Origin of the sequence: Paracoccus sp. (in: a-proteobacteria) (assembly GCF_032007265.1) — a bacterium.
Classification (GTDB): domain Bacteria; phylum Pseudomonadota; class Alphaproteobacteria; order Rhodobacterales; family Rhodobacteraceae; genus Paracoccus.
Map to the genome: position 1 here is coordinate 1 of NZ_DALZMB010000014.1, position 19,842 is coordinate 19,842.

23 protein-coding genes and 2 tRNA genes are annotated in these 19,842 nt (G+C 60.0%); 20 read left to right on the plus strand and 5 right to left on the minus strand.

Going from position 1 to position 19,842, the window contains the following annotated elements:
* The first annotated feature begins 90 nt into the window (after positions 1 to 90).
* The 3 genes from gatB (at position 91) to RTS12_RS04735 (ending at position 2,588) form a co-directional block, all read left to right on the plus strand.
* Positions 91 to 1,605, plus strand: a complete 1,515-nt coding sequence (gene gatB / locus RTS12_RS04725; RefSeq protein ID WP_312526001.1) for an Asp-tRNA(Asn)/Glu-tRNA(Gln) amidotransferase subunit GatB — start codon at positions 91 to 93, stop codon at positions 1,603 to 1,605.
* Between the two features lie 6 nt (positions 1,606 to 1,611).
* Positions 1,612 to 2,085: a hypothetical protein gene (locus RTS12_RS04730; protein ID WP_312526002.1), complete on the plus strand. Its 474-nt coding sequence runs from the start codon at positions 1,612 to 1,614 to the stop codon at positions 2,083 to 2,085.
* A gap of 113 nt (positions 2,086 to 2,198) precedes the next feature.
* A complete protein-coding gene (locus RTS12_RS04735) occupies positions 2,199 to 2,588 on the plus strand; it encodes a DUF4177 domain-containing protein (protein WP_312526004.1) in 390 nt (129 codons plus the stop codon).
* A gap of 10 nt (positions 2,589 to 2,598) precedes the next feature.
* Here RTS12_RS04735 and RTS12_RS04740 read toward each other — a convergent pair whose 3' ends face one another.
* A complete protein-coding gene (locus RTS12_RS04740) occupies positions 2,599 to 2,817 on the minus strand; it encodes a SlyX family protein (RefSeq protein WP_312526006.1) in 219 nt (72 codons plus the stop codon).
* Between the two features lie 50 nt (positions 2,818 to 2,867).
* On the opposite strand from RTS12_RS04740, the gene hisS reads away from it, so the two are divergent.
* From hisS to RTS12_RS04760, 4 genes are all read left to right on the plus strand, one after another.
* Positions 2,868 to 4,355, plus strand: a complete 1,488-nt coding sequence (hisS, locus tag RTS12_RS04745) for a histidine--tRNA ligase (protein WP_312526008.1) — start codon at positions 2,868 to 2,870, stop codon at positions 4,353 to 4,355.
* Positions 4,355 to 5,413: an ATP phosphoribosyltransferase regulatory subunit gene (locus RTS12_RS04750; protein ID WP_409455667.1), complete on the plus strand. Its 1,059-nt coding sequence runs from the start codon at positions 4,355 to 4,357 to the stop codon at positions 5,411 to 5,413. Before hisS ends, RTS12_RS04750 begins: the two co-directional genes overlap by 1 nt.
* A complete protein-coding gene (gene hisG / locus RTS12_RS04755; RefSeq protein ID WP_312526012.1) occupies positions 5,410 to 6,102 on the plus strand; it encodes an ATP phosphoribosyltransferase in 693 nt (230 codons plus the stop codon). Before RTS12_RS04750 ends, hisG begins: the two co-directional genes overlap by 4 nt.
* 210 nt (positions 6,103 to 6,312) lie before the next feature.
* Entirely contained in the window at positions 6,313 to 6,693 is a 381-nt protein-coding gene (locus tag RTS12_RS04760; RefSeq protein ID WP_312526013.1) for a hypothetical protein, read from the plus strand.
* Between the two features lie 3 nt (positions 6,694 to 6,696).
* On the opposite strand, the gene ftsY is transcribed toward RTS12_RS04760, so the two are convergent.
* Together ftsY and RTS12_RS04770 are read right to left on the minus strand one after the other, a co-directional pair.
* Complete coding sequence (gene ftsY / locus RTS12_RS04765) at positions 6,697 to 7,962, minus strand: signal recognition particle-docking protein FtsY (protein WP_312526015.1); 1,266 nt, start codon at positions 7,960 to 7,962, stop codon at positions 6,697 to 6,699.
* Between the two features lie 155 nt (positions 7,963 to 8,117).
* Positions 8,118 to 9,047, minus strand: coding sequence for a class I fructose-bisphosphate aldolase (locus RTS12_RS04770; protein ID WP_312526017.1), 930 nt, complete (start codon positions 9,045 to 9,047; stop codon positions 8,118 to 8,120).
* Positions 9,048 to 9,174: 127 nt separating this feature from the next.
* On the opposite strand from RTS12_RS04770, the gene RTS12_RS04775 reads away from it, so the two are divergent.
* Entirely contained in the window at positions 9,175 to 9,519 is a 345-nt protein-coding gene (locus tag RTS12_RS04775; protein WP_312526019.1) for a hypothetical protein, read from the plus strand.
* Between the two features lie 125 nt (positions 9,520 to 9,644).
* Here the strand turns inward: RTS12_RS04775 and RTS12_RS04780 are convergent, their stop codons facing one another.
* Complete coding sequence (locus RTS12_RS04780) at positions 9,645 to 10,841, minus strand: phosphoglycerate kinase (protein ID WP_312526020.1); 1,197 nt, start codon at positions 10,839 to 10,841, stop codon at positions 9,645 to 9,647.
* A gap of 165 nt (positions 10,842 to 11,006) precedes the next feature.
* Here RTS12_RS04780 and RTS12_RS04785 point away from each other — a divergent pair, with 165 nt between their 5' ends.
* The 3 genes from RTS12_RS04785 to RTS12_RS04795 all read left to right on the plus strand — a co-directional run bounded on the left by RTS12_RS04785 (position 11,007) and on the right by RTS12_RS04795 (position 12,945).
* Positions 11,007 to 11,525, plus strand: a complete 519-nt coding sequence (locus RTS12_RS04785; protein WP_312526021.1) for a peptidylprolyl isomerase — start codon at positions 11,007 to 11,009, stop codon at positions 11,523 to 11,525.
* Positions 11,506 to 12,123: a peptidylprolyl isomerase gene (locus tag RTS12_RS04790; RefSeq protein WP_312526023.1), complete on the plus strand. Its 618-nt coding sequence runs from the start codon at positions 11,506 to 11,508 to the stop codon at positions 12,121 to 12,123. The genes RTS12_RS04785 and RTS12_RS04790 overlap by 20 nt, the downstream gene beginning before the upstream one ends.
* Positions 12,124 to 12,381: 258 nt before the next feature.
* Positions 12,382 to 12,945, plus strand: a complete 564-nt coding sequence (locus RTS12_RS04795) for a DUF2585 domain-containing protein (RefSeq protein ID WP_312526025.1) — start codon at positions 12,382 to 12,384, stop codon at positions 12,943 to 12,945.
* A gap of 90 nt (positions 12,946 to 13,035) precedes the next feature.
* Here RTS12_RS04795 and tyrS read toward each other — a convergent pair whose 3' ends face one another.
* On the minus strand, positions 13,036 to 14,280 hold the full coding sequence (gene tyrS / locus RTS12_RS04800; RefSeq protein WP_312526027.1) for a tyrosine--tRNA ligase: 1,245 nt from the start codon (positions 14,278 to 14,280) through the stop codon (positions 13,036 to 13,038).
* A gap of 60 nt (positions 14,281 to 14,340) precedes the next feature.
* Between tyrS and RTS12_RS04805 the strand changes: the two genes are divergently transcribed.
* The 9 genes from RTS12_RS04805 (at position 14,341) to RTS12_RS04845 (ending at position 19,815) form a co-directional block, all read left to right on the plus strand.
* Positions 14,341 to 15,465, plus strand: a complete 1,125-nt coding sequence (locus RTS12_RS04805) for an anhydro-N-acetylmuramic acid kinase (protein ID WP_312526029.1) — start codon at positions 14,341 to 14,343, stop codon at positions 15,463 to 15,465.
* Between the two features lie 129 nt (positions 15,466 to 15,594).
* Positions 15,595 to 16,473 (plus strand): PRC-barrel domain-containing protein, encoded by an 879-nt coding sequence (locus tag RTS12_RS04810; RefSeq protein ID WP_312526030.1) that lies wholly within the window; start codon positions 15,595 to 15,597, stop codon positions 16,471 to 16,473.
* Positions 16,474 to 16,662: 189 nt separating this feature from the next.
* Positions 16,663 to 16,739, plus strand: a tRNA-Asp gene (locus tag RTS12_RS04815).
* Positions 16,740 to 16,770: 31 nt separating this feature from the next.
* Positions 16,771 to 16,847, plus strand: a tRNA-Asp gene (locus RTS12_RS04820).
* Positions 16,848 to 17,028: 181 nt separating this feature from the next.
* A complete protein-coding gene (locus RTS12_RS04825) occupies positions 17,029 to 17,496 on the plus strand; it encodes a ClpXP protease specificity-enhancing factor SspB (RefSeq protein ID WP_312526032.1) in 468 nt (155 codons plus the stop codon).
* 121 nt (positions 17,497 to 17,617) lie between these two features.
* Positions 17,618 to 19,012, plus strand: a complete 1,395-nt coding sequence (gene fumC / locus RTS12_RS04830) for a class II fumarate hydratase (protein ID WP_312526034.1) — start codon at positions 17,618 to 17,620, stop codon at positions 19,010 to 19,012.
* Positions 19,012 to 19,380 (plus strand): VOC family protein, encoded by a 369-nt coding sequence (locus RTS12_RS04835; RefSeq protein ID WP_312526036.1) that lies wholly within the window; start codon positions 19,012 to 19,014, stop codon positions 19,378 to 19,380. The genes fumC and RTS12_RS04835 overlap by 1 nt, the downstream gene beginning before the upstream one ends.
* The gene (locus RTS12_RS04840; RefSeq protein WP_312526038.1) at positions 19,377 to 19,559 is read left to right on the plus strand and encodes a DUF4169 family protein; all 183 of its coding nucleotides are present in this window, start codon (positions 19,377 to 19,379) and stop codon (positions 19,557 to 19,559) included. Before RTS12_RS04835 ends, RTS12_RS04840 begins: the two co-directional genes overlap by 4 nt.
* Positions 19,552 to 19,815, plus strand: coding sequence for a ribbon-helix-helix domain-containing protein (locus tag RTS12_RS04845; protein WP_312526040.1), 264 nt, complete (start codon positions 19,552 to 19,554; stop codon positions 19,813 to 19,815). The genes RTS12_RS04840 and RTS12_RS04845 overlap by 8 nt, the downstream gene beginning before the upstream one ends.
* Positions 19,816 to 19,842: the final 27 nt, after the last annotated feature.

Consider the following 19,842-nt stretch of genomic DNA (forward strand, 5'->3'; position numbering starts at 1 on the left):
CGACCCAACCGGGCGGGCAAAAGGCGGTGTCGCTCTTGCCCAAAAAGGCTTCCGGGCCTAGAACCTCGGGCAATATGCAAGGATATCGCGATGCTTGATCTACTCAGCTTTACCCCGCCGAAACCCAAAGTCATTCAGGGTGCAAAGCATGATTGGGAACTGGTGATCGGGCTGGAAGTCCACGCTCAGGTCGCCTCGAACGCCAAATTGTTCTCGGGCGCGTCCACGGGCTTTGGCGCCGAGCCCAACAGCCATGTGGCCTTTGTCGATGCGGCCATGCCGGGCATGCTGCCGGTGATCAACGAGTTCTGCGTCGCGCAGGCCGTTCGCACGGGGCTGGGCATCCAGGCCGAAATCAACCTGCGCTCGGCTTTCGACCGCAAGAACTATTTCTATCCTGATTTGCCGCAGGGCTATCAGATCAGCCAGCTGTATCACCCCATCGTGGGCGAGGGCGAGGTGATCGTCGATATGGGGCCGGGCATTGCCCGCCGCGTCCGCATTGAGCGCATCCACCTGGAACAAGACGCTGGCAAATCGATCCATGACATGGATCCCAATATGTCCTTTGTCGACCTGAACCGTACCGGTGTGGCGCTGATGGAGATCGTCAGCCGCCCCGATATCCGTGGTCCCGAAGAGGCCGCCGCTTATGTCGCCAAGATCCGCCAGATCATGCGCTATCTGGGCACTTGCGATGGCAATATGCAAAACGGCAACCTGCGCGCCGATGTGAACGTCTCGGTCTGCCGCCCCGGCGCCTATGAGAAATTCATCGAAACGGGCGATTTCAGCCATCTGGGCACGCGTTGCGAGATCAAGAACATGAACTCGCTGCGTTTCATCCAGGCTGCGATTGAATATGAGGCACGTCGTCAGATTGCCATCGTCGAAGACGGCGGCACGGTCGATCAGGAAACCCGCCTTTACGATCCCGATAAAGGCGAGACGCGCTCGATGCGCTCGAAGGAAGAAGCGCATGATTACCGCTACTTCCCCGATCCCGATCTGCTGCCGCTTGAGATCGAACAGGCTTGGGTCGATGACATTGCCGCCGCGATGCCCGAACTGCCCGACGCCAAAAAGGCACGCTTTGTCAGCGTATTGGGCCTGTCGGAATATGATGCAGGTGTCCTGACCGCCGAGGTCGAGAACGCCAATTACTTCGAGGCCGTGGCACAGGGTCGTGACGGCAAGATCGCTGCGAACTGGGTGATCAACGAATTGTTTGGCCGCCTGAACAAAGAGGGGCTGACGGTTGATACCTCTCCGGTTTCGGCCGAGCAGTTGGGCGGCATTGTCGATCTGATCACCAAGGGCGATATCTCGGGCAAGATCGCAAAGGATCTGTTCGAGATCGTCTGGACCGAAGGTGGCAACCCGGCCGAGATCGTTCAGGCGCGGGGCATGAAGCAGGTCACCGATCTGGGCGCGATCGAAAAGGCTGTCGATGAGATTATCGCGGCGAACCCCGATCAGGTCGAAAAGGCCAAGCAAAACCCGAAACTCGCGGGTTGGTTCGTGGGGCAGGTCCTCAAGGCGACGGGCGGCAAGGCCAACCCCGCCGCCGTGAACGAGCTGGTCGCCAAGAAGCTGGCTGACTAAATCCAGATGCTGCGCCCCCTGATCATCGGTCTGGGGGCGTTTCTTTTGGTATTTCTGCCTTTGCTGCTGATTTTCCCACCTGATCTGGATTTGCCAGATCAAGGTGCGCCTTGGCATTGGTGGGGCGCGCTGGTTGCTGGCGGCCTGACAGCGGGGCTGGCATCTGGGGCTTCGGCGGCGATGAAAGCGGTTCCAATGGGACGCATCGCGCTGACCGCAGCCATATTAGCCCTGTGCGCGGCAGCTTTGCTATTGGCGGCGGCCTATTCCACCATTTTGATCATGCAGGTTGTGGTGCTGGGCATCGCGGTTCTGGGCGATATTCTAACCGCAGGACGATTGGCGCTGGCCGATCAGCTGCAGCAAGATCTGGCCATGCCCATTCCGCTTTCATGGTCTGATCTGGCGATGGCCGTTGCGGTCTGCTGGATCGCAGTGATGGTGGGGCGCGCGCTTTCCCGGTGGAAAAAGACGGCGTAGCGCAGGGAAATCCTGCACCGATCAGCGGAAATTCGGCTGGCCTTGCCTCGGTTCTTTTCAAAAGGCTCGATTTGTCATAACCCTTTGCTACGAAACCAGCTTGCGAGGCCAAGATGCAGCTTTTCGAATATACCGTCGTGCCGGCCCCCGATCGCGGGGAAAAGGGACGGGGCAGCAAGACTGCGACAGATCGCTTTTCGCAGGCCTTCAGCACAGCGCTGAATGAGATGGCCCAGCAGGGTTGGGAATATCTGCGCGCCGAAACCCTGCCCACCGAAGAGCGCAGCGGGCTGACCTCGCGGACGATGGTCTATCATAATGTGCTGGTTTTTCGCCGCTCACTTACGGCGGTCAATGACGTTCAGCCAGCGGCTGTTTCGGCACCATCGGTGCAGCCCATCCATGCCCCGGAACCCGCGCCGCAGCCCGTCGAGCCTGCAATTACCCCTGCGCCGGAGGCTGCCCCGATTTCGGCCCCAACCCCCGAAAGGGATGGGGCTTGAGGCCCTAACCCTACCAATGGGGCGGCAGCTGATCAGCCAAGGGGATCGAGCCCTCTTGGCTGGCCTCGCGTTCGGCCTCACGCTCGAGCAGCATACCGACCCGGCGTGACAGCCGGGCGATCTCGCGCTCTTGACGCGCCACGATCGTCGATAGATCCTCGGCCAGGCGCGTCAGATGCGCCACGTTTTCTTCTAGCCGGTCAACCCGATCTAGGCTTGGCTTGTCCATAGAGCCTCCATCCGTTAGACCCTTGCCAGAATTAGCCAAAAGGCAGAAACATGGCCAAGGATCAAAAAAAACAGCCCCGTCCCAAAGCTGAGACGCCAAAGGGCTTTCGCGACTATTTTGGCGCGGATGTGACGGAACGCAAGGAGATGTTGGACCGCATCGCCGCAGTCTATCATCGCCACGGCTTTGATCCTTTGGAAACCAGCGCCGTCGAAACCGTCGAGTCACTGGGGAAATTCCTGCCCGATGTCGACCGTCCCAATGCGGGCGTCTTTGCTTGGCAAGAGGCGGATGTCCCCGGTGGTGGTTCGGGCGATTGGCTGGCGCTGCGCTATGATTTGACCGCCCCGTTGGCGCGCGTCGCGGCGCAGTTTCGCAATGACTTGCCCTCGCCCTACCGCCGCTATGCGATGGGTCCCGTCTGGCGCAATGAAAAGCCGGGTCCGGGGCGTTTTCGCCAATTCTATCAGTGCGATGCTGATACAGTCGGATCGGCATCGGTCGCCGCGGATGCCGAGATTTGCGGCATGCTGGCCGATGCGCTTGAGGCCGTCGGGATCGAGCGGGGCGATTACATCGTTCGGGTGAATAACCGCAAGGTGCTGAATGGCGTCCTTGAGGAAATGGGCGTAACGGCGGGCGAGCAGGCCGATGCCGTTCTGCGCACCATCGATAAATTCGACAAGATTGGTGAAAGCGGCGTACGCGAGCTGCTGACGACCGGGCGCAAAGACGAAAGCGGCGCCTATATCGACGGCATCGGCCTGTCCCCCGAGGCTGCGGGTCCGGTGCTGGCCTTTTTGACCTCGAAAGGCGCGGATAATTCGGCCACGCTGGACAATCTGCGGGCGGCCGTTGGCGCTTCGGTCATGGGGGCCGAGGGGGTCGATGAGCTGGCGCAGATCTCCGAACTATTGGCTGCTCAGGGTGTGGGTGCGGATCGCGTGGTCATTGACCCTTCGATCGTGCGCGGCCTTGGCTATTACACAGGTCCGGTTTTCGAGGCCGAATTGACCTTTGAGATCTTGGACGAGAAGGGGCGCAAGCGCCAATTCGGCTCGGTCGCGGGCGGCGGACGCTATGATGGTCTGGTCGAGCGCTTCACCGGGCAAAAGGTTCCAGCAACCGGCGTTTCGATCGGTGTGGACCGCCTTCTGGCGGCGCTGCGTGCCAAAGGTCTGGCGGGTCGCGAAGCCCATGGCCCGGTCGTGGTCACGGTGATGGATAAGACGCGTATGGCCGATTATCAGGCAATGGCTGCCGAGCTGCGAGCGGCGGGCATTCGCGCCGAAGTTTATCTGGGCAATCCGAGAAGCTTTGGTAACCAGTTGAAATATGCGGATAAACGCGCGTCTCCAGTCGCGATCATCCAAGGTGAGGACGAGGCCGCGCGTGGCGTTATTCAGGTCAAGGACTTGATCCTTGGCGCCAAAATCGCCGCCGAAGCCAGCCTCGAGGAATGGAAGGCGCAGCCCGCCCAATTCGAGGTCGCCCGCACAGATCTGGTTGCCGCTACCAAAAAGATCCTTGGCTCATGATTGACAAGCGCGCCCGCCAAGAGATCGGTCAGCGCCTGCTGGCTGATTTCCGCGCCGCCGGGGCGACCGAAGTCGCCCCCGATATCTTGCTGCCCGCCGAGACGCTGCTTGATCTTTACGGCGAGGATATTCGCGCGCGCGCCTATGTAACCCATGATCCGATCCGGGGCGAAGTTATGCTTCGCCCCGATTTCACTGTTCCCGTTGTTCAGATGCATATGGCCGGCGGCGCCGAGCCTGCGCGTTATTGCTATCTGGGCGAGGTATTTCGCAAGCAAGACCACGGCGATACCCGTCCCGAACATCCGCGCGACAATGAATATCTGCAGGCCGGATTCGAGCTTTTCGCCCGCGAAGATGCCGCCGACGCCGAGGTTTTCACGCTGTTTTGGAACATCCTTTCGCCCTACCGCCTTGCGGCCGTAATGGGCGATATGCGGTTGGTTCTGGACGCGATCCGTGCTTTGCCGCTTTCTGCGACGCGCCGCGAGATGCTGTTGCATTACATCTGGCAGCCAAAACGCTTTCGCGCCTGCCTTGCGCGTTTTTCCCGCCCTGCGCCGCGGCGCAATTTCGGCCCCGAGACCGGCCCCTGGACGGGATTACGCACCCCAGAAGAGATGCAGGCGCGCATCGCAAGGCTAAATGCCATCGCCGACGAAGAGCCTTTGGCACCGGAATGGTCGGGTCGGCTGCAGCACCTGCTGTCGATCACCGGCTCGGCGCCTCAGGCGTTGGCAGAGCTGCGCGCAATGGTCGATGAGCTGCCCCAGATCGGCGAGGCGGTCGAGCGTTTGGGCAAGCGGCTTGATCTGATCGCGGGCCTTGGGATCGACATTGCCGCGATTCGGTTCGACGCAAGCCACGGCCGGCAGTCGATGGAATATTACGACGGCATGACCTTTTCGTTCTTTGCCCATCGCGCGGATTGGCCACCGGTCGCCTCGGGGGGGCGCTATGATGCGCTGACCTCGGTTCTGGGGCATGGTCAGGCGATTCCGGCGGTCGGGGGCATCGTGCGCCCGGGCCTTTTGGCTGAGTTGGAGGCATTGGCATGATCCGGCTGGGGGTACCGTCCAAGGGACGGTTGATGGAGCAGACCTTTGACTGGTTCGCTGGACATGGGGTCAAACTGTCACGTGCGGGTTCTGATCGGGAATATTCGGGCCGGGTCGAGGGGGCTGATGGGGTCTCGCTTGTGCTGCTGTCGGCGGGGGAAATCCCGCGTGAGCTGGCGGCGGGCCGGATTGAACTTGGCGTGACGGGCACCGATCTGATCCGCGAAAAGCTGGCCGGATGGCGCTCTGATGTGACCGAGCTGGTCGGAATGGGCTTTGGCCATGCTGATCTGATCCTTGCCGTGCCCGCGTGTTGGCTGGATTGCGAATCCCTGGATGATTTCGCGGCCATTGCGCGCGATTTCCGGCAGACACATGGTTTTCGCATCCGAATCGCGACCAAATATCACCGTCTGGTGCGGGCCTGGCTCTCTGAGCAAGAGGTCGCCGATTATCAACTGGTCGACAGCCAGGGGGCGACCGAAGGCACCGTCGCCAATCTGACTGCCGAGGCGATTGCTGACATCACCTCATCGGGTGAAACGCTGCGCGCCAATCATCTGCGCATCATCACCGCCGAACCGATCCTACGTTCGCAGGCGACACTTTTCGCCAGCCGCGCCGCCCATGGCCCCGAGCTGGACCGTTTCCTTGCGCAAATGGGCCTGAGTGCTGCCACCGGCGCCTAAAGCGGTTTCAGGACGGTTTTTCTCTAGGGCTGCATCGTTCGTCCCTTTGCTGCATGCTGCTGTGTCGTGGAAAGATTGGGTCCTTCCACGACATTTAGCACGCAAATGACAAGCTTTGGTTAATGTGGGGCCTATTAGGGCGGAAACCCTCCGGCCTCGCGCCGCGTTCCTTTGCCATGACGCCCCGCTTGCCCAACCCGTTGAGGACCCATGCGCCATTCAGCCCTGACCGCCGCTTGCCTTTCCCTGGCCGCAGCACTGCCTGCCTTGGCTTCATCCGATGAAGCCTGGAACGCCTTTCGCGACGAGGTTCGCCAAAGCTGTGCGGCGCTGGCCCCGACCGGGGGCGAGACCATGATCGAGGTGAACCCCTTTGGCTCGGACAGCTACGGGGCTGCGTTGATCGTGCATACGGTCAATGACGATCTCGCGGATCGCTATGTCTGTATTTATGACAAGGCGAGCAAAAAGGCCGAGCTAAGTGCGCCATTCACCCCGCCCGGCAGCACCCAGACCCCGGTTGCCGCACCCGATGGCACGATCAAGCCGGAAACCCAGCCCACCACCGATGCCGAGCTGATCAAGCCATAAGTCCTAGCTTTCCAGCCCGACCAGTGCGCGTGCAAATTCGCCCGCGTCAAAAGCATCCAGGTCATCGATCTGCTCACCCACGCCAATGGCATGGATGGGCAGGCCAAAACGGTCGGCCAAAGCCACCAAGACCCCACCACGCGCGGTGCCGTCGAGCTTTGTCATGACCAAGCCGGACACATCGGCAAGTTTTTGGAAGGTCTCGACCTGTGACAATGCATTCTGGCCCGTGGTCGCGTCCAGAACCAGCAGCGTGTTATGGGGCGCCGAGGGATCTTTCTTGCGAATGACCCGCACGATCTTGGCCAGCTCTTCCATCAGATCCTGACGGTTCTGCAACCGTCCTGCCGTATCGATCATCAACAGATCGGCGCCATCAGCCTCGGCTTTGTTCATCGCATCAAAGGCAAGACTTGCCGGATCGCTTCCCTCAGGCGCGGTTAGAACCGGAACGCCTGCGCGCTTGCCCCAAACCTGCAATTGCTCGACGGCGGCGGCGCGAAACGTATCGCCCGCAGCAATGACGACATTCTTGCCAGCCGCGCGAAACTGACTGGCCAGTTTGCCAATGGTCGTGGTCTTGCCCGAACCATTGACGCCAACCACCAGCACAACCTGCGGCTTTTTGGCATAGATCGGCAAAGGTTTGGCCACCGGCGTCATGATACGGGTGATCTCCAAGGCCAAAAGTTCCTTTAGCTCGCGCGACGAAATCCGCCGCCCCAAGCGTCCTTCGGCGATATTGGCGGTCACGCGCAAGGCGGTCTCGACCCCCATATCCGCCTGGATAAGCATCTCTTCGAGCTCCTCCAGCATCTCATCATTCAGCTCGCGACGAGGCTCTGCCTCGCTGCGCCCCAAGAGCCGGCCCAGAACCCCGGGCTTGCTGTCAGCGGGCTGCGGTGCTGCAGGTGCAGGTGCAGGTGCAGGTGCAGCCGTAAACGCCGCATTGGCACTCTCCGCCCGGATCAAGGGCGCTGCAGCTGTCATCTCCGGCCGTACGGGCGGCGCTGCTTCGGCCTGGGCCTCAGCTGGCGCGGGCCGGGCCACTGGAGCGGTTTCTGGCAGGCTTGTCCCGCTCTGATGCTCAAGGCCTTCAAGACCCTTTGCAACAATTGCAGCGATCGGCGCTTCGGCGGTGGGCTCAGCAAGCGGCGCGGCCCCTTGCTCGCCAGAGGGGGCCGCATCTTTGACCAGATCATCCAAACCCTCGCCGATTTTCGACGAGGACCGGGTCAAACGCTCGCGGAGCTTCGAGAAAAACGACATGGGCTATCCTTTTGACTTGCGCAACGAACCTAGGGCTTTCCGCTCCAAAGGAAAAGACAAGCCAATAGAAAAGGGCGCCCGCAGACGCCCTTTCTTTATCATGAAAATACCCTCGGGGGGTCTGGGGGCAGAATGCCCCCAGCCTTGAACCCCGATCAGGCTTTGTTTTGATAGATGTCGACCAGCTTTTGCAGCATCGCCAAAGCATCCTCGCGCGAGCGCTGGAAGCTGTTGCGACCGATGATCGAGCCGTTGCCGCCGCCATCGCGAATGGCGCGTGCGTCGTCATAGACGGCATCCGCTCCTTTGGCGGCCCCGCCCGAGAAGACGACGATGCGGCGACCGTTGAAGGATGCCTGCATGCAATGCTCGACGCGTTTGGCTTGGGTCGCGACGTCGATCTGCTTGTCCTCATAGACCTTTTTCGCTTCGCCCAGCATCAGATGGTCGGTCGAAAGCTTGATCTTGATGATATGGGCGCCGATCAGCGCAGCGATCTGGGCCGCATAGGCTGCGATGTCGATGGCGGTTTCGCCGTCTTTGGTGATCGCCTCACCGCGTGGATAGGACCAAATGACGGTGGCGACGCCTTTGGCAGCTGCTTCTTGACGCATGGCCGAGATTTCCTCGAACATGTCCAGCGCCATATCCGAACCCGGATAGATGGTGAAACCGATCGCCGAGCAGCCCAGACGCAACGCATCGTCAACGGTGGCGGTGATCGCCTGGTTCTTGCCAGCGGTCTCCGACATCAGGCTGTTGGCCGAGTTCACTTTCAAGATCGTGGGGATCTGGCCTGCGAACGTGTCTGCGCCGGCTTCGATCATGCCAAGCGGGGCGGCATAGGCGTTCAGACCAGCGTCGATTGCCAGCTGATAGTGATAATGGGGGTCATAAGCGGCCGGGTTGGCGGCAAAGCTACGTGCCGGGCCATGTTCAAAGCCCTGATCGACCGGCAGAATGATCATTTTGCCGGTGCCAGCCAGTTTGCCGGTCATCATGATCCGGGCAAGCTGAGCCTTCACGCCGGGCGTTTCGCCTTCATAATTGGCGAGGATTTTGCGAACCGTATCTGTCATTTGCATTGGAAGCTCCCCTTTCCAGATTGAGGCGCTGATAGCATGCCAACCGAGAAGGGCAATCTCGGTTGCGCTAACGGGAACTCACAAGCCGTATTTGCGTTGATTTCTGCTTAATAGCGAGGATGTTCCCATGGCCAACGAAGACCCCGCCGGCATTCCCGACCAGATCCGTCAAAACCGACCCTTCATGCTTGTTCTGGCTTTGGCGCTGCTGATTGCAGTCGGGACATTTCTATTCATTTTGTGGCAAGACCCGAATGAGAACGACCTCGAGCGGACCTCGCCACCTGCTGAACTTGTGACGCCGCCTGCGGCCGAAGCCCCGGCAGCTACGACAACAGCCCCCGCAACCCCAGCGCCAGAAACCCCAGCACCTGCGACGACAGCGCCTGCAGCTACAGAACCGGCTGCGACTTCTGCGCCCGCGGCCCCTGCAACTACGCCTGCGCCCGCGGCACCCGCGACGAGCAATTGACGCGCTAAGGTAATTCGGCGCCGGGCCGTGCGGCTTGTAAGGTCCGGATGGCGCAATGAGCGCACGAAAAAAGGGGGCGTCTGACGCCCCCTTGTCGCATTCTTACTTCGGCTGGCCCTAAAGGATCAGCGCTTTTGCAACGCTGCAACGCCCGGCAGGGTCTTGCCCTCCATCCATTCCAGGAACGCGCCACCTGCGGTCGAGATGAAGGTGAAATCACCTGACACGCCCGCCTTGTTCAGCGCAGCGACCGTATCGCCGCCCCCTGCAACCGAGATCAGCTTGCCCGCACGGGTCAGCTCGGCCGCTTCGCGGGCGGCGGCATTCGTGGCCATATCGAAGGGCGGAATTTCAAAGGCGCCAAGCGGACCGTTCCAGATCAGGGTACGCGATGCCTCAAAGACCTTGCGGATCGCTGCGACCGTCTGCGGCCCGGCGTCCAGAATCATCGCATCCGCCGGACATTGATCGGCAGGCAGGGTCTCGGTTTCGGCATGGGCTTTGAACTCGCGCGCCACGACAATATCGACGGGCAGGTGAATCGTGCAGCCTGCGGTTTTGGACTTGGCCAAAATCTCGCGCGCCGTATCGGCCATATCCCGCTCGGCCAGCGATTTCCCGACCTCGATTCCTTGGGCCACAAGGAAGGTATTGGCCATGCCGCCACCGATCACGAGATGTTCAACTTTCTCGATCAGATTGGTCAGCAGCTCGAGTTTGGTCGAAACTTTGGCACCGCCCACGATGGCGACGACCGGGCGTTCAGGCGCGCCAAGGGCTGCGTCCAGTGCCTTCAACTCGGCCTCCATCAGGCGACCCGCCGCCGAAGGCAGCAGCTTGGCAATGCCCTCGGTCGAGGCATGTGCGCGATGTGCGGCCGAGAAAGCATCATTGATATAGACCTGACCCAAAGCGGCGACCGAGGCCGCAAAGGTCGGATCATTGCTTTCCTCGCCCGGGTAGAAACGGGTGTTCTCAAGCAGCAAAATATCGCCCGCCTTCAGATCGGCAACCGCACGTTTTGCCGGGCCACCGATTGCTTCGTCGGAAAACTTCACAGCCTGGCCAAGGGCGCTTTCAAGCGCGGGCACCAGTTGCTGCAGGCTCATCGAGGGCACTTTCTGGCCCTTGGGGCGATCGAAATGGGCCATCAGAACCGGGATGCCACCTTTGGCCTGAATGTCCTTGATCGTGGGCACGATTTTTTCGATGCGCGTGGCATCGCTGACCTGACCGTTTTCGACGGGCACGTTAATGTCCACGCGGACAAGCACAACCTTGCCGTCAAGATCCATGTCGTCGATCGTGTTGAAATCTGCCATGTTCGGGTCCTCTCCGCGACTTTCGCTGTCCAAGCGGTTTTTCTATCAAGTTAACATTACCGTCAACTGATGCTCCCCCAAGGTTTCGCTAATGCGCTGTCTGCCGTTGTCCAAGACGGACGAAAGGCTTAACTCTGGTGCAGACCATAAAATGAGGAAACCTCGATGGCCGAGATCAAAGATCCTGAGAACACTATCATTGTCGAGCTGAAAGACGGTCCGGTCGTGATCGAACTTCTGCCCGATGTGGCGCCCAAACATGCCGAGCGCATGAAGGCCCTGGCCCGTGCAGGTGCCTATGACAACGTGGCATTCCACCGCGTTATCAATGGCTTCATGGCGCAAACCGGCGATGTCGAACATGCCAATATGGAAAAGGATTACAATCCGCGCCGCGCTGGCACGGGTGGTTCGGATCTGCCCGACCTGCCGGCGGAATTCTCGAAACTGCCGCATGACCGTGGCACTTTGGGCGCTGCGCGCTCGCAGAATCCGAACTCGGCCAACAGCCAGTTCTTTATCAACTTCAGCGACAACCATTTCCTGAATGGTCAGTATACGGTCTATGGCCGTGTGATTTCGGGAATGGAGCATGTCGACAAGATTGCCCGCGGCGAGCCGCCAACCAATCCTGATCGCATGATTTCGGTCAAGGTGGCCGCGGATGTCGACAGCAATGCTTAAGTTCGCCCTTACCCCCGCACTGGCATTGGCCGCTTCGGTGGTTGGATCTGCCGCTTTCGCAGAAGGTCTGCCGGGTGTCACGGATGGTCCGGGCCCTAATCTGGTGATCGAGGTCGCTGATGCGGCCGGCGCGCCCAAGGGCAAGATCGTTCTGGATCTTTATGCCGATAAAGCCCCCAAACATGTCGAGCGGATCGTCGCTTTGGCAAAGTCGGGTGCCTATGACAATGTGGTTTTCCACCGTGTCATCGATGGGTTCATGGCCCAGACCGGCGATGTCCAATATGGCAAAAAAGACGGCGAAACCTCGCGCGCTGGTATGGGCGGCTCAGAGCTTCCCGACCTGAAAGCCGAGTTCAACGACGTCGCCTTTCAGGCGGGTACGGTCGGCATGGCCCGCTCGCAGGATCCCAATTCTGCCAATAGCCAGTTCTTTATCGACCTGGCCCCGGCAGAGTTCCTGAACGGCCAATATACTGTCGTCGGTCAGCTGATTGACGGCTGGGACGTCCTGAATGCCGTGAAAAAAGGCGATGCGGCGGCCAATGGTTCTGTCGATAAACCGGATGTCATGGTGAAAGTGACAGTTCAGGAATAATCGCGATAGGGGCAAAATGCCCCAAGCCGCGCCATCAACAGGCCCCGCCATTCGCGGGGCCTGTCCTTTTCCGGGGCCGTTCCTTCAGCTGAAACGCTGCTGCTTGGCAATGGCCGTGCCCCGATCGCCCGTTCACGGCAGCGCGCCAATCATGCTGTGGCTTTGCAAGAGTTGCAGAAAATCCGCCCAAGCCGGGAATCGTTGATGCGGCGATGGATAGGCGTCGACAGCAGAGCGGGCCAGTGATTGGTTCGGACCATGCAGCTGCGCCGATTTGCCCCCGCCCTAACCATTCTTGCCACGATCTTATTGGCTGCGGCCTGCCTGATCTGGTTTGGTCGTCAGATCATCTGCAAATGCGGCTATGTCAAATTGTGGCACGGCCAAGTCATCAGCGCAGAAAACTCGCAGCATATCGCCGATTGGTACAGCTTTTCGCATATCACTCACGGCTTTGTCTTTTATGCAATTCTGTGGTTTTTCCTGCCACGGCTGGGGTTTGGCTGGCGCCTGAGCATCGCCACCCTGATCGAGGCCGCCTGGGAGATCGTCGAAAATTCGGATGCGATCATTGAACGCTATCGCGCGGTCACGATCTCGCTGGATTATTACGGCGACAGCGTGGTGAACTCGCTGGCCGATATTGTGATGATGATGCTGGGTTTCTTGCTGGCCAGTCGGCTGCCGGTCTGGGTTAGCGTCCTGCTGGTCGTGGGGTCCGAGCTGATGTTGGCCTATGTCATCCGCGATGGTCTGGCGCTGAACCTTTTGATGCTGAGCTGGCCCATTGATGCGGTCCGGGTCTGGCAATCGGGTCTTTGAGCACACAAAAGGCAGGCGGTGCCAAAGGCCGCTGTCGGCTGGTGCTGCCCATCTGGTAAAAGAAAAGGCCGGGATCTCCCCGGCCTTGCCTTATCCGATTTGCACCATGCGGTGCTTTTTCTTGCCGACCGAGACCTTGAGCCCCGTACCGATCACCTTGCTGTCCACGACGGCTTGCGGGTCGCTGACCGTTTCATTGTTCAGCTTGAGACCACCCTCGGCAATCAGGCGCTTGGCCTCTTTTCCCGAGGGGGCAATCCCGGTCTGAACCAGCAGCTGAACCGCCGAGATCCCGTCACCCAGCGCATCCGCACCAATGATCACGGTCTCTAGATCGCCGCCTGCGCCGCCTTCTTCAAAGACTTTGCGCGCAGTCGCCTCGGCCGAAGCGGCAGCTTCGGCGCCATGCAGCAGGGTCGTGACGGCATTGGCCAGAATGATCTTGGCATCATTGATGGCCGCGCCCTCGAGTTTGCCCAGCCGTTCGCATTCTTCGACCGGAAGCTCGGTGTAAAGCTTCAGGAAGCGACCGACATCGGCATCGGTCGAGTTGCGCCAGAACTGCCAGAACTCATAGGGCGATAGCATATCGCCGTTCAGCCAGGTCGCACCGCCCGCCGATTTGCCCATCTTGCGACCATCCGAGGTGGTCAGCAAAGGCGAGGTCAGCCCCCAGATCTCGTGATCCAGAACGCGGCGGGTCAGATCGATCCCGTTGATGATATTGCCCCATTGGTCCGAGCCGCCCATCTGCAATTTGCAGTCATAGCGCCGGTTCAGTTCCAAAAAGTCATAGGCCTGCAGAATCATGTAGTTGAACTCGAGAAAGCTCAACGATTGCTCACGATCCAAGCGTGATTTGACCGATTCAAACGACAGCATGCGGTTGACCGAGAAGTGCCGCCCGATATCGCGCAAAAATTCAAGATAGTTGAGATTATCCAACCATTCGGCGTTGTTCAGCATCTGCGCCTTGCCATCGCCGTAATCAAGATAGCGCGCGAAAACCTTTTGCATGCCGTCGATATTGGCCTGGATCTGATCCTCGGTCAGCAGCGGACGCTCATCCGATCGGAAGGACGGATCGCCAACCTTGGTCGTGCCGCCACCCATCAAGGTGATCGGACGGTTGCCGGTTTTCTGGAACCAGCGCAGCATCATGATGTTCAGCAGGTGACCGACATGCAGGCTGGCCGCCGTTGCATCATAGCCGATATATGCCGTGATCGGCCCATCTTTAAGGGCTTCGTCAAGCGCTTGCATATCTGTGCAATCGGCCAGATAGCCGCGCTCGATCATCACGCGCATGAATTCGGACTTGGCATGGTAGGTCATGGTCTTTTCCTTTCGAACGTGCCGGGTATACCGGGGGCAGAGTTCAAGGGAAAGCCATTCATGAACCAGGTCATTCACGCATTGGGTATGATGTCGGGCACCTCGCTTGATGGGGTGGATGCCGCAATGATTGCAACTGATGGCGTCCAGATCACGGGCTTTGGACGCAGCGCCTATGCCAGCTACCGCGACAATGAGGCGCAGGTTTTGCATGCGGCCCTTGGGGCATGGCCGGGCGATCCGGGGGTGAGCGAGGCGGCGGCACTGTCGGTCGAGGCCCATGCCAGCCTTGCCGCGCGCTTTCCCGAGGCGGCAGTCATCGGCTATCATGGCCAGACGCTGGCGCATGATCCGGCGGGCCGGGGCACCCATCAGGCCGGCGATGGTGCCGCCTTGGCGCGGCGGCTGGATCGCCCGGTGGTGTGGGATTTTCGCAGCGAGGACGTGCGTCAGGGCGGAGAGGGCGCTCCGCTTGCGCCGTTTTTTCACTGGGCCTGCGCGCAATGGGCGGTGGGGCAGGGCAAACTGGCTGCCGGACCTGTCGCTTTTCTGAATTTGGGCGGAGTGGGCAATATCACCTGGGTCGACCCGCTTTCGCCAAGCCCCGAATCCCAAGGGGCCTGTCTGGCTTTTGACACGGGCCCTGCCAATGCGCCGATCAATGATCTGATGCGCCAACGCTTGCGGCGCGAGCGGGATGAGGGCGGCGCCTTGGCAGGCGCGGGGCGCGTTGACGAGCAGGTCATCGAGGCCTTTCTTGCGCATCCCTATTTCGCGCGCCGACCACCAAAATCGCTTGATCGGGATGATTTCCGCGCCATTTTACCTGCCGTTGCCGCCCTGAGCGACGCCGATGCCGCAGCAACCCTGACCGAGGCCGCCGCAGCAGCAGTGGCAGCAGGGCTGCAATGGATGCCCTCGATGCCCAGCCAGCTGTTGGTATGTGGTGGCGGTCGCCACAATCTGACGATGATGGCAGCGCTCAGGCGCAGGACGGGGCTGGATGTGCAGCCGGTCGAGGCCGCCGGGCTGGATGGTGACATGCTCGAGGCGCAGGCGTTTGGCTGGCTTGCCGTGCGTGTTTTGCGCGGGCTGGCAACCTCGGGGCCTAAAACCACGGCGGCGCCCGCTCCGGTTTGCGGGGGGCGCATCAGCCATCCACGCGCGCACGCTCAGCAGATCTAAGCGGATCGGGGCATTTCTGCGCAACTGCGCCCATCGGGCGTTTTTGCGGGAACGCCTGCGGGGGTCAGGGGTTGTGTTGGCAACGGGCCTTTCGGCTCGAATCAACAAAAGCCTCGAAAGGACAAAGCCATGAAAGCATTTGTCATTGCCGCAACCAGCCTTGCAATTTCGGGGGCGGCCTTTGCCCAGACCGCCACAGGCGATGCGCCTGCCGTCGTTGTTCAGACCCCAGAGCAGACCCCTGCGCAAACCACCGTGGGCCAAGCTGCCGACGAGGCCGTGAATTCGGCCAAAGAGGCCGCAAAATCGGCCGCCGATGCAGCTAAGGCAGTCGGCGCAGATGCGGCTGCAGCTGCCGGAAACGCGGCAAGTGATGCGGCCGCCACCGCAAAAGCTGCGGGACAGGCCGCCGAAGCCGCAGCCGAAAAGGCCGTGACCGCCGCCGAAAGCGCAGCCAAGGACGCCGCAGAAGATGCAGCCAAAGCTGCCGATGCAGCGGCCTCGTCGGCCAATGAGGCAGGCCAGCAGACCAAGGCGATTGCCGCCGACGCGGCCCATGACGCGGCAACGGCTGCAGAGGCTGCCACCGATTCGGCCAAAGCTGCCGTCAAAGAGGCCGAGGCCGTGGTCGCTGCACCTGATGTCAGCGCCCCTGCAATCTCTGAGACCGAGCCGGGCATTCTGGGCTCGTGGATGACCAGCCGTCGCATCTGGACCACGAACGAGCCTTCAAGCACCGCTTGGGACAACCCCGCGCTGACCGAGCGCCCGGCCGAGTGGCAAGACATCGCCAAAGTGGATGACGTGGTGCTGGATCGCCAGGGCCAACTTGTCGGCTATGTGGCCGATATTGGCGGCTTTTTGGGAATTGGCGCGAAAAAGGTGCTGCTGGGCAAAGATGCGATTCACCTGGTTCAGGTGGGCAAGGACCGTTTCTATGCCACAAATTTCACCAAAGCCGAGCTGGAAGCCCTGCCTGACTTTAATCCCGCGACGGTCGTGAAATAGGCCAACTGCGTCAAAAACCTGCAAATCCTGTGTAAAACCACAGGTTTTGCGGGCGTGGATTTTGCGAATGGGACGCCTTCGGGCGTCTCTTTTACTTTTCATCAAGAATGTCTCAGATCGGGCCTTGACGCTGCGCGCTGCCACCCGTAGATACCGCCTCACTCCAGAGGCGATCTGGAGATGGTATACGCGGTTGTAGCTCAGTTGGTTAGAGTACCGGCCTGTCACGCCGGGGGTCGCGGGTTCGAGCCCCGTCAACCGCGCCACTACCATAAACAAATTCGCCAGATAAAATGCGCGGTTGTAGCTCAGTTGGTTAGAGTACCGGCCTGTCACGCCGGGGGTCGCGGGTTCGAGCCCCGTCAACCGCGCCATTTATCCTTCGCGTCAGCGACGACAAGCCCCTTTGGGGGCTTTTGTCGTTTCTGCATCATCTTTTCTATCGATGGTCATGTTTTTGCCGGTGATCGGATTTCGGCATTTCCGATTTCGGCAGGGCTTTTCATCGCCGGACATTTGCCTATTCTGGCCACGATCTGACTCAAGAGGTAAGCCATGGCACGCGGAATTGATTACGGCGGGATGATGCACCGCGCCATGCAGGGGCTGATTGCGAATGTCCTTCGCGAAATCGCTGCTGAAGGTCTGCCGGGCGAGCATCATTTCTTTATCACTTTCGACACGCGCGATCCGGGTGTCGAAATGGCGGATTGGCTGCGCGAGCGCTATCCCGAGGAAATGACGATCGTGATCCAGCACTGGTTCGACAACCTCAAGATCGAGGACGACCACTTCGAGATCACGCTGAATTTCGGCAACTCTCCCGAGCCGCTGCATATTCCTTTTGATGCGCTGCGCACCTTCGTCGACCCTTCGGTTGAATTCGGCCTGAGATTCGAGACCCAGTCCGATGACGAGGATGAGGACGACGAAGAGGAAGATGAAGAGCTGGAGATCGCGGTCGCTGAAGAAGCCCCCAAATCCAGCGCAGAAGTCGTCAGCCTGGATAAGTGGCGCAAGTAAGCAGGCACGAACGATGGCGTGCCTAGCCAAATGGCACGCCAGCTTCGCATACAATCGCATACAGTTGCGAATCTTTGCCCCACGGCCTACAACCTTCGCAAAACCGTGAGGGATTACCGCCATGACCAAGACCCGCACCGAAACCGATAGCTTCGGTCCGCTTGAAGTCGATTCGAGCAAATATTGGGGCGCTCAGACGCAGCGCTCGATCATCAATTTCCCGATTGGTTGGGAAAAGCAGCCGGTCCCAATCATCCGTGCGCTGGGTGTGATCAAGCAAGCCGCTGCTGAAGTGAACATGGCGACCGGCAATCTGGATCCGAAAATCGGCAATGCCATGGTCGAAGCCGCCAAAGAGGTGGTTGCCGGAAAATTTGACGACAACTTCCCGCTGGTCGTCTGGCAGACCGGCTCGGGCACCCAGTCGAATATGAACGCCAATGAGGTCATTTCGAACCGCGCCATTGAAATTCTGGGCGGCGAGCTGGGCAGCAAAAAGCCAGTTCACCCGAATGATCATGTGAATATGGGGCAGTCCTCGAACGACACCTTCCCGACCGCAATGCATGTGGCAATTGCCATGCTGGCACGTGATACGCTGCTGCCGGGCTTGGAAAAGCTGCATAAGGCGCTGGTCGCGAAATCCGAAGAGTTCAAGGATATCATCAAGATCGGGCGCACCCATACGCAAGATGCAACGCCACTGACCCTGGGTCAGGAATTTGGCGGCTATGCGCATCAGGTGGCCAAGGGGATCGAGCGCGTCAAGCTGGCGCTTGGCGATATCTATGAGCTTGCACAGGGCGGCACCGCCGTCGGCACGGGGCTGAACACCAAGAAGGGCTGGGATGTCGCGATTGCCGCAAAAATCGCCGAGATCACCAATCTGCCTTTCGTGACCGCGCCCAATAAGTTCGAGGCCTTGGCCGCCCATGACGCCATGGTCTTTTTCTCGGGCGCGCTGAAAACAGTTGCGGGCTCGTTGTTCAAGATTGCCAATGACATGCGTTTGCTGGGCTCGGGGCCGCGTTCGGGGCTGGGCGAGCTGATCTTGCCGGAAAACGAGCCGGGTTCTTCGATCATGCCGGGCAAGGTCAACCCGACTCAGGCCGAAGCGCTGACCATGGTCTGTGCCCATGTCATGGGCAATGACGCAGCCGTCACCTTTGCCGGTTCGCAGGGGCATTTCGAGCTGAACGTCTATAACCCGATGATGAGCTATAACGTGCTGCAATCGATGCAGCTTTTGGGCGATGCAGCGGCGTCCTTTACCGATAACATGGTCGTGGGCACGCAAGCGAATATTGCGCGCATCGACAAGCTGATGAAGGAATCGCTGATGCTGGTCACGGCATTGGCCCCCACCATCGGCTACGACAATGCCACCAAAGTTGCCAAAACCGCGCATAAAAATGGCACCACCTTGCGCGAAGAGGCGATCGCATTGGGCTTTGTCGACGGCGAGACCTTTGACAAAGTTGTCCGTCCCGAACAGATGATCGGTCCGGAGGATTGATGAAAGCGCTGCCGCAACTCATGTTCCAAGGGGGTATCCTTGCGGATGTCCTTGGGCATTGGCAGCGGGCTTTTCTCGATATGGAGATCAAGGTTCTGGCCGGTGATGACCGGCCGAACCGCGTTCAGGTAGACATCGGCGGACAAAAGCTGATGCTGTTTGACAGCCCCGCGGTTCATGCATTCGGCTTTACGCCCGCGATCTCGATCGTGGTGACGGCAAGCACGGCAGAGGTTGACCGGATGGCCGCGGTCCTGTCCGAAGGCGGCAAGGTTATGATGCCGCTTGGCGCTTATGACTTTTCCCCGCATTATTGCTGGCTTGAGGATTGTTTTGGTGTGAGCTGGCAATTGATGGTCGAACCATGAGCGTGATCAATCTGCGACAGGTCCGCAAAGAGCGGGCACGCGCCGAAAAGCGGGCCAAGGGCGATGAAAACGCCGCAAAATTCGGCCAAAGCAAAGCGGAAAAAGCGCTGAGCCAAGCCGAGGCCGCGCGCCTTGCACGTGGGCTTGATGGCCATAAGCGTGAAACCGACGATGATTGAGCTGCCGGATATGGGCGCGCCTGCCAAGCGCTCGGTCACTATCGATGGTCATCGGACCAGCGTCAGCCTGGAGCATGCGTTCTGGCGCGAGTTGCGCGCGATCTCGGCATGCCATCAGATGACGCCGGCGGCGGTGATTGCGCGCATCGATCACCTGCGCCCGCCCGATGTCGGACTGGCAACCGCGATCCGGCTTTATGTTCTTGCAGAGGTCAAAGCAGGGAGAAACCTTGCGGCGACGGCGCCTGACGCATAAAAGCACGGATGAAAACCTTCAGATTTA